Here is a 12,785-nt window from a genome sequence, read left to right as displayed (position 1 = left end):
GACCTGGCATCGCGTGTAGGCCGGATAAGCGAAGCGCATCCGGCACAGTTCAGGAATTAACCGTAATGTCATCATCCCGTCCGGTGTTCCGCTCGCGCTGGCTGCCTTATTTGCTGGTCGCGCCGCAGCTCATCATCACCGTTATCTTTTTTATCTGGCCTGCGGGCGAAGCGTTGTGGTACTCGCTACAAAGCGTCGATCCGTTTGGTTTCTCCAGCCAGTTTGTCGGGCTGGATAACTTCGTCACGCTGTTCCATGACAGTTACTATCTCGACTCCTTCTGGACGACGATAAAATTTAGCACCTTTGTCACCGTCAGCGGTTTGCTGGTGTCGCTGTTCTTTGCGGCGCTGGTGGAGTACATCGTGCGCGGCAGCCGTTTCTATCAAACTTTAATGTTGTTGCCGTATGCCGTGGCTCCCGCCGTTGCCGCCGTATTGTGGATCTTCCTGTTTAACCCCGGTCGCGGGCTGATCACTCATTTTCTTGCTGAGTTCGGCTATGACTGGAACCACGCGCAAAACAGCGGCCAGGCGATGTTTCTGGTGGTGTTCGCCTCGGTGTGGAAGCAAATCAGCTACAACTTTCTGTTCTTCTATGCCGCGCTGCAATCCATTCCCCGTTCACTGATCGAAGCGGCGGCCATTGACGGCGCAGGCCCGATTCGCCGCTTCTTTAAGATCGCGTTACCGCTTATCGCTCCGGTGAGTTTCTTTCTGCTGGTGGTTAATCTGGTGTACGCCTTCTTCGACACCTTCCCGGTGATTGATGCCGCTACGTCCGGTGGGCCAGTACAGGCCACTACCACGCTGATTTATAAGATCTACCGCGAAGGCTTTACCGGACTGGATCTGGCTTCGTCTGCCGCGCAGTCGGTAGTGTTGATGTTCCTCGTCATCGTGTTGACGGTGGTGCAGTTCCGCTATGTTGAAAGCAAGGTGCGTTACCAATGATTGAGAACCGTCCGTGGCTGACGATATTCAGCCATACCATGCTGATCCTTGGGATTGCGGTGATCCTCTTCCCGCTGTACGTGGCGTTTGTCGCAGCGACGCTGGATAAACAGGAAGTCTACGCCGCGCCGATGACGCTGATCCCCGGCACGCATCTGCTGGAGAATATCCATAACATTTGGGTAAACGGAGTAGGCACGAATAGCGCGCCATTCTGGCGGATGTTGCTTAACAGTTTCGTGATGGCGTTCAGCATTACGCTGGGCAAAATTACCGTTTCGATGCTCTCGGCATTCGCCATCGTTTGGTTTCGTTTTCCGCTGCGTAACCTCTTCTTCTGGATGATTTTTATTACTCTGATGCTGCCGGTTGAAGTGCGTATTTTCCCGACGGTAGAAGTGATCGCCAATCTGAAGATGCTCGACAGCTACGCAGGTTTAACGCTGCCGCTGATGGCCTCAGCGACCGCTACGTTCCTGTTCCGGCAGTTCTTTATGACGCTGCCGGATGAGCTGGTGGAAGCGGCTCGTATCGACGGTGCGTCACCGATGCGCTTCTTTTGCGACATTGTCTTTCCGCTGTCAAAAACCAATCTGGCGGCGCTGTTTGTGATCACCTTTATCTACGGCTGGAACCAGTATCTGTGGCCGCTGCTGATTATTACCGATGTTGATCTCGGCACCACCGTGGCGGGGATTAAAGGGATGATCGCCACTGGCGAAGGCACGACAGAATGGAACTCGGTGATGGCTGCGATGTTGTTAACCCTGATCCCACCAGTATTGATTGTTTTAGTGATGCAGCGTGCCTTTGTGCGCGGCCTGGTCGATAGTGAGAAATAAGATGGCAGGACTGAAATTACAGGCAGTAACCAAAAGCTGGGATGGCAAAACCCAGGTCATTAAACCGCTGACGCTTGATGTGGCAGACGGTGAATTTATTGTGATGGTTGGGCCGTCTGGCTGCGGAAAATCCACGCTACTGCGCATGGTTGCCGGGCTGGAGCAGGTGACTGAGGGCGATATCTGGATCAACGAGCAGCGCGTAACCGAAATGGAGCCGAAAGATCGCGGGATTGCGATGGTGTTCCAGAACTACGCGCTTTATCCGCATATGAGCGTAGAGGAGAATATGGCGTGGGGGCTGAAAATTCGCGGTATGGGCAAGCAGCAAATTGCTGAACGTGTCAAAGAAGCAGCACGCATTCTCGAACTTGACGGTTTGCTTAAGCGCCGTCCACGCGAGCTTTCTGGCGGTCAGCGTCAGCGTGTGGCGATGGGGCGCGCGATTGTGCGCGATCCGGCGGTGTTCTTGTTTGATGAGCCGCTCTCTAACCTCGATGCCAAGCTGCGCGTACAGATGCGTCTTGAGTTGCAACAGTTACACCGTCGTCTGAAAACGACATCACTCTACGTCACCCACGATCAGGTTGAAGCGATGACCCTCGCCCAGCGAGTGATGGTAATGAACGGCGGCGTTGCCGAACAGATTGGCACGCCGGTTGAAGTGTACGAAAAACCCGCCAGCCTGTTTGTGGCGAGTTTTATCGGCAGTCCGGCGATGAACCTGCTGACAGGTCGCGTGAATAACGAAGGTACGCACTTCGAGCTGGACGGCGGCATCGTACTACCGTTGAACGGTTATTATCGGCAGTATGCCGGGCGTAAAATGACCCTCGGTATCCGCCCGGAACATATTGCGTTAAGCTCGCAGGCAGAAGGCGGCGTGCCGCTGGTGATGGACACGCTGGAGATCCTCGGCGCTGATAATCTGGCGCACGGACGCTGGGGCGATCAGAAGCTGGTGGTACGACTGGCGCATCAGGAACGCCCGACGGCAGGCAGCATGTTGTGGCTGCATTTGCCGGAAAATCAGCTACATCTTTTTGATGGTGAAACAGGACAACGAGTATGAGTAACTGGCCTTATCCCCGCATTGTCGCCCACCGTGGCGGCGGTAAACTTGCCCCGGAAAACACCCTGGCGGCAATCGACGTGGGGGCAAAATACGGTCATAAGATGATCGAATTTGACGCGAAGTTATCGAAAGATGGTGAGATCTTCTTGCTCCATGATGACAACCTAGAACGTACCAGCAACGGCTGGGGCGTCGCGGGCGAACTGAACTGGCAGGATTTACTGCGCGTGGATGCAGGCAGTTGGTACAGCAAAGCGTTTAAAGGTGAGCCGCTGCCGTTGCTTTCGCAGGTGGCGGAACGCTGTCGCGAACACGGGATGATGGCGAATATCGAAATCAAACCCACCACCGGCACCGGGTCGTCGACGGGCAAAATGGTGGCACTGGCGGCACGCGAACTTTGGGCGGAGATGACCCCGCCGCTGCTGTCATCGTTTGAGATTGATGCTTTAGAAGCCGCACAATTGGCAGCACCGGAACTGCCGCGCGGTTTGTTGCTTGATGAGTGGCGCGACGACTGGCGCGAACTGACTACGCGGCTGGGCTGCGTTTCTATTCATCTCAATCATAAGTTGCTCGATAAAGCGCGAGTGATGCAGTTGAAAGACGCTGGGTTGCGGATTCTGGTTTATACCGTCAACAGACCCCAGCGAGCGGCAGAGTTGCTGCGCTGGGGCGTGGATTGCATCTGTACTGATGCGATTGACGTGATCGGGCCAAATTTTACGGCCCAATAGTTTTCAACGGAAGGTCAGGCTGCGATGTGCTGGGTGGATTCAGCATGTCGCCGTTTCTCCTCTCTTGCAGCATATGCTGCTGATTCAACGAACTATCCGGATTACGGTTGCCGTTTAACATCCCGCCGTTGTTGTTGGGCAGCATTTGCTGCCGGGCGGGATTTAGCTCCCCCGGCTGCGACTGCAATACCCGCTGCGAGTTGCTGTTAATCTGATTTTCTAAATGCTGCTGTTGTAATTGCGTCTGAGTTTTCAGTTGCTGATTCAGCATCCCTTTTTGTTGGATTTGCTGAGTCTGCATCTGGGTTTGCATCCGTTGCTGGCTGGGGATTTGATATCCCGGCTGGTTAGGATTATTCAGAGTATTAATGGGCTGTGCAAAGCCGACAAACGGCAGGAGTGCCGTCAAAAGCAGAAGTCGTTTCATCGCGTATCCTCCTCTGAAGATATCCTTTAAGTTTACTCGTTTCCCGGCAAAACGATGATTATTTCAGAGTTATACACCAGGCTTAAGTGGGGAAGGCCCCTCATACAACTGGAGAATAACGATGATAAAACCGACGTTTTTACGCCGGGCGGCGATTGCTACTTTACTTTCAGGATGTTGTTTTAGTGCGGCAGCCGCGCCACCTGCGCCGCCGCCCGTCTCGTATGGCGTGGAGGAGGATGTCTTCCATCCGGTGCGCGCGAAGCAGGGAATGGTGGCTTCTGTCGATGCCACTGCCACTCAGGTGGGGGTAGATATCCTCAAGGAGGGCGGGAATGCCGTGGATGCTGCCGTGGCGGTGGGATATGCGCTGGCGGTAACGCATCCGCAGGCGGGGAATCTGGGGGGCGGCGGTTTTATGCTGATCCGCACTAAAAATGGCAACACCACCGCTATCGACTTCCGCGAAATGGCACCTGCCAAAGCGACCCGCGATATGTTCCTCGATGACCAGGGCAACCCGGACAGTAAAAAATCACTCACTTCGCATCTGGCCTCCGGCACGCCGGGCACGGTAGCAGGTTTCTCGCTGGCGCTGGATAAATACGGCACCATGCCGCTGAACAAAGTGGTTCAGCCCGCGTTTAAACTGGCGCGTGATGGTTTTATCGTTAACGATGCGTTGGCTGACGATCTCAAAACCTATGGTAGCGAAGTGCTGCCGAATCACGAAAACAGCAAGGCTATCTTCTGGAAAGAGGGGGAGCCGCTGAAAAAGGGCGACAAGTTGGTACAGGCGAACCTGGCAAAGAGCCTGGAGATGATTGCCGAAAATGGCCCGGACGCGTTTTACAAAGGCACAATAGCTGAGCAGATTGCCCAGGAGATGCAGAAAAACGGTGGTTTGATTACCAAAGAGGATTTGGCCGCGTATAAAGCGGTCGAACGCACACCGATTAGCGGCGATTATCGCGGGTATCAGGTTTACTCCATGCCACCGCCATCTTCTGGTGGGATTCATATCGTGCAGATCCTCAATATTCTGGAAAACTTCGATATGAAGAAATATGGCTTTGGTAGCGCTGATGCGATGCAAATCATGGCCGAAGCCGAGAAACATGCCTATGCCGATCGCTCGGAATACCTTGGCGATCCGGATTTTGTCAAAGTACCGTGGCAGGCGCTGACGAATAAGGCCTATGCCAAATCTATTGCCGATCAAATTGATATCAATAAAGCGAAGCCGTCCAGCGAAATTCGCCCCGGCAAGCTTGCGCCTTATGAGAGTAATCAAACCACCCATTATTCAGTGGTGGATAAAGACGGTAACGCGGTGGCGGTGACCTATACGCTGAACACCACCTTCGGTACGGGTATTGTCGCGGGCGAGAGCGGTATTTTGCTTAATAACCAAATGGATGATTTCTCGGCCAAACCGGGCGTACCGAACGTGTACGGGCTGGTAGGCGGTGATGCCAATGCTGTAGGGCCGAACAAGCGCCCGCTGTCATCGATGTCACCAACCATTGTGGTGAAAGATGGCAAAACCTGGCTGGTCACTGGCAGCCCTGGCGGTAGCCGAATTATCACCACCGTGCTGCAAATGGTAGTGAACAGTATCGATTATGGAATGAACGTCGCTGAAGCGACTAATGCGCCGCGTTTCCACCATCAGTGGTTGCCGGACGAGTTGCGAGTGGAGAAAGGATTTAGCCCGGATACGCTCAAGCTACTGGAAGCAAAAGGCCAGAAAGTGGCGCTGAAAGAAGCGATGGGCAGCACGCAAAGCATTATGGTTGCTCCGGACGGTGAGTTGTACGGCGCATCTGATCCACGTTCGGTAGATGATTTAACGGCGGGGTATTAATATGTTAAGCCCTCTCCCGGTAGGTGAGGGCTTAAATGACAAACTTAGATTGCAAATTTTCTATTTCACCCGCGCCATATAATACACATCAACATATTCACCGTTTCGCAATGCGTACTTCTTGCCAGTTCCTTCAATCTCAAAGCCGTATTTTTTATAGACTTTAATTGCCGGGGCGTTGTCGACAAACACCGTTAGCTCAATGCGATCTACCCGCAACCAGTTGTCGCACATTTCAATCATCTCTTGCATCAGGGCACTGGCGACGCCACGATTCTTCCAGCGGGAGTCGACGCAGATACCAAAATCGGCAACATGACTGCGACGCGGGCGTTGCTGTACGTCAATGGTAAGATGACCTACGACGTCTCCATCAATACAGGCGACGAGTTGCTTGATGCCGGGATGCCCGGCGAGTCGCTCCTGCCACATATGAGCGGAAGGATGAGGCACCTGTAGCGTGTTGTAATACACCTCCGGCTGGGCGTGAATCTGCCGAATAGCCTCGTAATCGCGCGTTTCAGCGTGGCGTATCACTATCTCATTCATTCCTCTGTCCTCTTTGGTGTAAATGTCCCTTTCAACATCATTGACTTTCAAAAGCGAGTCAAATGCATTTTTTTGCAAAAAGTGTTGGACAAGTGCGAATGAGAATGATTATTATTGTCTCGCGATCAGGAAGACCCTCGCGGAGAACCTGAAAGCACGACATTGCTCACATTGCTTCCAGTATTACTTAGCCAGCCGGGTGCTGGCTTTTTTTTTGCTTTCGTTTCAGCCAGGCTGACTTGCTATTTTGCCCACGGGAAGTGCTCGTGTTGAGACAAATGCAAAATTGCCTGATGCGCTACGCTTATCAGGCCTACAAACCGATGCCATTTTGTGTAGGCCGGATAAGGCGTTCACGCCGCATCCGGCATGATCAAAGTGCACTTTGCCAACAATCTGACGTACTGAAACACAGGCATAGGAACCACGTCCGCTTTGCGCTAAGGTGTCACTAACCACCTTAAAAAGGACGAAACTATGGTCATTAACTGCGCCTTCATTGGCTTCGGTAAAAGCACCACCCGTTACCATCTGCCGTATGTACTTAACCGCAAGGATAGCTGGCATGTCGCGCATATTTTTCGCCGCCATGCCAGGCCGGAAGAACAGGCTCCCATCTATTCCCATATTCATTTCACCAGCGATCTCGACGAAGTATTAAATGATCCCGACGTTAAGCTGGTTGTCGTCTGCACCCATGCTGACAGTCACTTCGAGTATGCGAAGCGCGCGCTGGAGGCCGGAAAAAATGTGCTGGTCGAAAAACCGTTCACCCCTACGCTTGCGCAAGCGAAAGAGCTGTTTGCGCTGGCAAAAAGTAAAGGGCTGACCGTCACGCCGTATCAGAATCGTCGCTTTGACTCCTGCTTCCTGACGGCGAAAAAAGCGATTGAAAGCGGCAAGCTGGGAGAGATTGTCGAAGTGGAAAGCCATTTTGACTACTACCGCCCGGTGGCAGAAACTAAACCCGGACTACCGCAAGATGGCGCGTTCTATGGTCTTGGCGTGCATACCCTCGACCAGATTATTTCACTGTTTGGTCGCCCGGATCATGTGGCTTACGATATTCGCAGCCTGCGTAATAAAGCCAATCCGGACGACACTTTCGAAGCGCAGTTGTTTTATGGTGATTTGAAAGCCATCGTCAAAACCAGCCATTTGGTGAAAATCGATTATCCGAAATTTATCGTTCACGGTAAGAAAGGTACATTTATTAAATACGGTATTGACCAGCAGGAAACCAGCCTGAAGGCTAATATTATGCCGGGCGAAGCGGGATTCGCGGCGGATGATTCGGTCGGTGTGCTGGAGTATGTCAATGACGAGGGCGTTACGGTAAGAGAGGAAATGAAGCCGGAAGTGGGAGATTACGGACGCGTCTACGATGCGCTGTATCAAACCATTACTACCGGTGCGCCAAATTACGTCAAGGAATCTGAAGTTCTTACTAATCTGGAAATCCTTGAGCGCGGTTTTGAGCAAGCTTCACCCTCCACGGTAACTCTCGCGAAGTAAGTTTTATGCCCCCTCAAATAGTTCAATTTTTTTGAACAGAGGGGTCAATTTTCACCCTCTATCATCCCGGACGGATCGGGTCCACACTAAGCCCATCAAATCATTCAGGGGGCGAATACAAATGATCTACTTACGCAAAGCAAATGAACGTGGCCATGCGAATCATGGCTGGCTGGACTCCTGGCACACTTTCTCTTTTGCCAACTATTACGATCCGAACTTTATGGGCTTCTCCGCGCTGCGTGTGATTAACGACGACGTGATTGAAGCAGGGCAGGGCTTCGGCACTCACCCACATAAAGATATGGAAATTTTGACCTATGTGCTGGAAGGTGCGGTTGAGCATCAGGACAGCATGGGGAACAAAGAACAGGTTCCGGCGGGCGAGTTTCAGATTATGAGTGCGGGTACGGGTATTCGTCACTCAGAGTACAACCCAAGTAGCACCGAGCGTCTGCATCTGTATCAGATCTGGATCATGCCGGAAGAAAACGGCATTACGCCGCGTTATGAACAGCGTCGCTTCGATGCCGTACAGGGCAAACAACTGGTGCTCTCGCCGGATGCGCGTGACGGTTCGTTGAAAGTGCATCAGGATATGGAGCTGTACCGCTGGGCGCTGGTGAAAGATGAACAGTCAATACATCAGATTGCCGCTGAACGCCGCGTCTGGATCCAGGTGGTGAAAGGCAACGTCACCATTAACGGCGTAAAAGCCTCGACCAGCGATGGCCTGGCAATTTGGGATGAGCAGGCGATATCCATCCACGCCGATAGCGACAGTGAAATTCTGCTGTTCGATTTACCGCCAGTCTAAATTTATCTCACAAACCTTCCCGAGGAATCGGGAAGGTTCTGATGCGTCCGTGGTAAACTAAAGGAATCTATCCCTTTTGTACCTTTCAGGACGATGAAAAAGAAAAGACCCGTACTTCAGGATGTGGCTGATCGTGTAGGCGTGACCAAAATGACGGTCAGTCGTTTTTTACGCAACCCGGAGCAAGTCTCCGTCGCCCTGCGCGGCAAGATCGCTGCCGCTCTTGATGAACTGGGTTATATTCCCAATCGCGCACCCGATATCCTCTCAAACGCCACCAGTCGGGCGATTGGCGTCCTGCTACCTTCTCTGACTAACCAGGTTTTTGCCGAAGTGTTACGCGGAATTGAAAGCGTTACCGACGCACACGGTTATCAAACCATGTTGGCTCACTACGGTTATAAACCGGAAATGGAGCAAGAACGCCTCGAATCGATGCTCTCGTGGAATATCGACGGGCTGATCCTCACCGAACGTACCCACACGCCGCGCACATTAAAGATGATTGAAGTGGCAGGTATTCCGGTGGTGGAACTGATGGACAGCCAGTCGCCGTGTCTCGATATCGCTGTCGGATTTAATAACTTTGAAGCGGCACGGCAGATGACCGCCGCTATCATTGCCCGTGGGCATCGTCATGTGGCTTATCTTGGTGCGCGCCTCGATGAACGTACTATCATCAAACAGAAGGGATATGAGCAGGCGATGCTGGATGCCGGCCTGGTGCCGTATAGCGTGATGGTCGAGCAATCCTCTTCTTACTCTTCTGGTATTGAACTGATTCGCCAGGCGCGGCGGGAATATCCGCAGTTAGATGGCGTGTTCTGTACCAACGATGACCTGGCCGTTGGCGCGGCATTTGAATGTCAGCGCCTGGGGCTGAAAATCCCTGATGATATGGCGATCGCCGGTTTCCACGGTCACGATATTGGTCAGGTGATGGAGCCACGGTTGGCGAGCGTGCTGACGCCGCGTGAGCGGATGGGCAGCATTGGCGCTGAGCGCCTGCTGGCGCGTATTCGTGGCGAAGCGGTGACACCGAAAATGTTAGATTTAGGTTTCACCTTGTCACCGGGCGGATCTATTTAAGCTCACAAATTTGAAGTAGCTCACACTTATACACTTAAGGCACGGATGGATATTGCTTCTGTTTTTGTCCGGCCGGACAATGTTACCGATAACAGTTACCCGTAACATTTTTAATTCTTGTACTGTGGGGGCACCACTTTGAGCACGACTAACCATGATCACCACATTTACGTTCTGATGGGCGTATCGGGCAGCGGCAAATCTGCGGTCGCCAGTGAAGTGGCGCATCAACTTCATGCCGCGTTTCTTGATGGCGATTTCCTCCATCCGCGTCGCAATATCGAAAAAATGGCGTCCGGTGAACCGTTGAATGATGATGATCGTAAACCGTGGTTACAGGCGCTGAACGACGCCGCGTTTGCCATGCAGCGTACCAATAAAGTGTCGCTGATCGTCTGTTCTGCACTGAAAAAGCACTATCGCGACCTGCTGCGTGAAGGTAATCCAAATCTCTCTTTCATCTACCTGAAAGGCGATTTTGATGTGATTGAAAGCCGCCTGAAAGCGCGCAAAGGCCATTTCTTTAAAACCCAAATGCTGGTGACGCAGTTTGAAACGCTGCAGGAACCGGGTGCGGACGAAACCGATGTACTGGTGGTAGATATCGATCAGCCGCTGGAAGGTGTTGTGGCAAGCACCATTGAGGTTATTAAAAAAGGCAAATAAGTAGTGACTACATTAACGCTTGTTTTAACAGCAGTAGGGTCTGTTTTACTGCTGCTGTTTTTAGTCATGAAGGCGCGTATGCATGCTTTCCTGGCTTTGATGGTGGTGTCTATGGGGGCAGGCCTTTTTTCCGGTATGCCGCTCGATAAAATCGCAGCGACGATGGAAAAAGGGATGGGAGGCACTCTTGGTTTCCTGGCGGTGGTTGTCGCCCTGGGAGCCATGTTTGGCAAGATCTTACATGAAACCGGCGCAGTCGATCAGATTGCCGTCAAAATGCTCAAATCCTTCGGTCACAGCCGCGCGCATTATGCCATTGGCCTTGCGGGTCTGGTCTGTGCGTTACCATTGTTCTTTGAAGTGGCGATTGTTCTGCTGATTAGCGTTGCATTCTCAATGGCGCGCCACACGGGCACAAACCTGGTAAAGCTGGTTATCCCGCTGTTTGCAGGCGTAGCAGCGGCAGCGGCGTTCTTGCTGCCGGGGCCAGCGCCAATGCTGCTGGCATCGCAGATGAATGCCGACTTTGGCTGGATGATCCTGATTGGCCTGTGTGCGGCAATTCCGGGGATGATTATTGCCGGCCCGCTGTGGGGTAATTTCATCAGCCGTTACGTTGAGCTGCATATTCCTGACGACATCAGTGAACCGCATCTTGGCGAAGGCAAAATGCCGTCCTTCGGATTCAGTTTGTCGCTGATCCTGCTGCCGTTAGTACTGGTTGGGCTGAAAACCATTGCTGCACGTTTTGTGCCAGAAGGGTCAACGGCTTATGAATGGTTTGAGTTTGTTGGCCATCCATTTACCGCGATTCTGGTTGCTTGTCTGGTGGCGATTTATGGTCTGGCGATGCGTCAGGGTATGCCGAAAGACAAAGTGATGGAGATTTGCGGTCACGCGCTGCAACCTGCGGGGATTATTCTGCTGGTGATTGGTGCGGGCGGTGTGTTCAAACAGGTGCTGGTTGACTCTGGCGTAGGTCCGGCGCTGGGCGAAGCGTTAACCGGGATGGGCCTGCCGATTGCGATCACCTGCTTCGTGCTGGCAGCGGCGGTGCGCATCATTCAGGGATCTGCAACCGTTGCCTGTTTAACGGCGGTGGGGCTGGTGATGCCGGTTATTGAACAACTGAATTACTCCGGTGCGCAAATGGCGGCGCTGTCGATTTGTATCGCTGGTGGTTCGATTGTAGTCAGCCATGTTAACGACGCCGGTTTCTGGTTGTTCGGTAAATTTACCGGCGCGACCGAAGCCGAAACGCTGAAAACCTGGACCATGATGGAAACCATTCTTGGTACTGTCGGTGCCATCGTCGGAATGATTGCGTTTCAGTTGTTGAGTTAATTACCGCGACAAATTACTGCGAGCTTGCTCGCAGTAATTCATTTCTCTTTTCCCCTCTCTTCATCTTTTTGATCTCTCTCGCAAAAACACTGGCTCATTATCCATTCTAATCACTGCGTTAACGGACGCAGGAGAAGATGATGGAGAAACACGGAGCTGAATTGCTGTTACAACGGATGTTAAGTAACGCCACCGCTACCTTCAGGGAAGGGCAATGGGAAGCTATAGATGCTGTGGTTAATCAGCGGCGAAAAATGCTGGTTGTGCGCAGCACCTGTTTGAACATTACCCCTTCATCCACATCCGAATACCGTCGAGGAACATCTGGGTTGCCATCATTACCAGAATCAACCCCATCAGGCGTTCCAGTGCGTTTACCCCTTTCTCGCCCAGCAGGCGCAAAAAGAGCGATGACTGTAGCAGAATGACAAATGTGCCGCCCCAGGCCAGCAACAGGGCAATCACCAGATGGCCCATCTGATTCGGGTACTGGTGTGACAGCAGCATCAGCGTGGCGAGGATAGTCGGCCCCGCCACCAGTGGAATTGCCAGCGGCACGATAAACGGCTCTTCACCTGCCGGAAGTCCACTACTGTTACCCGAGGCGCTGGGGAAAATCATCTTAATGGCAATCAGAAAAAGAATGATGCCGCCAGAAATAGAGACGGTTTCTGCCCGCAGGTTAAGAAATGCCAGAATTTTCTCGCCCGCAAACAGGAACACTAACATCAGCAATAGCGCGATGAGCAATTCTCGCACCATGATTGCCCGGCGTCTTTTCGGTTCAGTATGTTTTAGTACGGACATAAAAATAGGTAGGTTTCCGAGCGGATCCATAATCAGGATCAATAAAACTGCTGCAGAAATGATTTCATTCATAACTCAAGTTCCCTGATAATTGCGG

General features: G+C 52.4%; 13 protein-coding genes. 10 read left to right on the top strand and 3 right to left on the bottom strand.

The features are described from left to right. The first annotated feature begins 65 nt into the window (after positions 1-65). Genes ugpA through ugpQ form a run of 4 tightly spaced genes read left to right on the top strand, consistent with a single transcriptional unit; the run spans position 66 to position 3,607 of the window. Positions 66-953 (top strand): sn-glycerol-3-phosphate ABC transporter permease UgpA, encoded by an 888-nt coding sequence (ugpA, locus tag BEA93_RS09460; RefSeq protein WP_000099289.1) that lies wholly within the window; start codon positions 66-68, stop codon positions 951-953. Continuing rightward, positions 950-1,795 carry a sn-glycerol-3-phosphate ABC transporter permease UgpE gene (gene ugpE, locus BEA93_RS09455; RefSeq protein ID WP_000572182.1) on the top strand — a complete coding sequence of 282 codons (846 nt, stop codon included), beginning with the start codon at positions 950-952 and terminating at the stop codon, positions 1,793-1,795. Before ugpA ends, ugpE begins: the two co-directional genes overlap by 4 nt. 1 nt (position 1,796) lies before the next feature. Then, the gene (ugpC, locus tag BEA93_RS09450; RefSeq protein ID WP_000907767.1) at positions 1,797-2,867 is read left to right on the top strand and encodes a sn-glycerol 3-phosphate ABC transporter ATP binding protein UgpC; all 1,071 of its coding nucleotides are present in this window, start codon (positions 1,797-1,799) and stop codon (positions 2,865-2,867) included. Next, on the top strand, positions 2,864-3,607 hold the full coding sequence (gene ugpQ, locus BEA93_RS09445) for a glycerophosphodiester phosphodiesterase (protein WP_001517261.1): 744 nt from the start codon (positions 2,864-2,866) through the stop codon (positions 3,605-3,607). The genes ugpC and ugpQ overlap by 4 nt, the downstream gene beginning before the upstream one ends. On the opposite strand, the gene BEA93_RS09440 is transcribed toward ugpQ, so the two are convergent. Beyond that, positions 3,594-4,034 carry a DUF2756 family protein gene (locus BEA93_RS09440; protein WP_000826135.1) on the bottom strand — a complete coding sequence of 147 codons (441 nt, stop codon included), beginning with the start codon at positions 4,032-4,034 and terminating at the stop codon, positions 3,594-3,596. The genes ugpQ and BEA93_RS09440 overlap by 14 nt on opposite strands. 121 nt (positions 4,035-4,155) lie before the next feature. Between BEA93_RS09440 and ggt the strand changes: the two genes are divergently transcribed. Next, positions 4,156-5,901, top strand: a complete 1,746-nt coding sequence (ggt, locus tag BEA93_RS09435; RefSeq protein ID WP_000595054.1) for a gamma-glutamyltransferase — start codon at positions 4,156-4,158, stop codon at positions 5,899-5,901. 60 nt (positions 5,902-5,961) lie between these two features. Here ggt and yhhY read toward each other — a convergent pair whose 3' ends face one another. Then, positions 5,962-6,450, bottom strand: a complete 489-nt coding sequence (yhhY, locus tag BEA93_RS09430; protein ID WP_001517259.1) for an N-acetyltransferase — start codon at positions 6,448-6,450, stop codon at positions 5,962-5,964. Between the two features lie 477 nt (positions 6,451-6,927). Here yhhY and BEA93_RS09425 point away from each other — a divergent pair, with 477 nt between their 5' ends. The 5 genes from BEA93_RS09425 (at position 6,928) to gntU (ending at position 11,881) form a co-directional block, all read left to right on the top strand. After that, positions 6,928-7,965, top strand: coding sequence for an oxidoreductase (locus tag BEA93_RS09425; protein WP_061090565.1), 1,038 nt, complete (start codon positions 6,928-6,930; stop codon positions 7,963-7,965). Positions 7,966-8,086: 121 nt separating this feature from the next. Continuing rightward, positions 8,087-8,782 carry a quercetin 2,3-dioxygenase gene (yhhW, locus tag BEA93_RS09420; RefSeq protein ID WP_016249303.1) on the top strand — a complete coding sequence of 232 codons (696 nt, stop codon included), beginning with the start codon at positions 8,087-8,089 and terminating at the stop codon, positions 8,780-8,782. Positions 8,783-8,875: 93 nt separating this feature from the next. Next, complete coding sequence (gene gntR, locus BEA93_RS09415) at positions 8,876-9,871, top strand: gluconate operon transcriptional repressor GntR (protein WP_000730265.1); 996 nt, start codon at positions 8,876-8,878, stop codon at positions 9,869-9,871. 138 nt (positions 9,872-10,009) lie between these two features. After that, positions 10,010-10,537, top strand: a complete 528-nt coding sequence (gntK, locus tag BEA93_RS09410) for a gluconokinase (protein ID WP_000108330.1) — start codon at positions 10,010-10,012, stop codon at positions 10,535-10,537. A 3-nt stretch (positions 10,538-10,540) separates the two neighbouring features. Beyond that, positions 10,541-11,881, top strand: a complete 1,341-nt coding sequence (gene gntU / locus BEA93_RS09405) for a gluconate transporter (RefSeq protein WP_000210103.1) — start codon at positions 10,541-10,543, stop codon at positions 11,879-11,881. A 285-nt stretch (positions 11,882-12,166) separates the two neighbouring features. Here gntU and yhgN read toward each other — a convergent pair whose 3' ends face one another. Further along, the gene (yhgN, locus tag BEA93_RS09400; protein ID WP_001002535.1) at positions 12,167-12,760 is read right to left on the bottom strand and encodes an NAAT family transporter YhgN; all 594 of its coding nucleotides are present in this window, start codon (positions 12,758-12,760) and stop codon (positions 12,167-12,169) included. Positions 12,761-12,785: the final 25 nt, after the last annotated feature.

Origin of the sequence: Escherichia sp. MOD1-EC5950 (assembly GCF_002965345.1) — a bacterium.
Lineage (GTDB): Bacteria > Pseudomonadota > Gammaproteobacteria > Enterobacterales > Enterobacteriaceae > Escherichia > Escherichia marmotae.
This window is presented reverse-complemented; position numbering and strand designations above follow the sequence as displayed.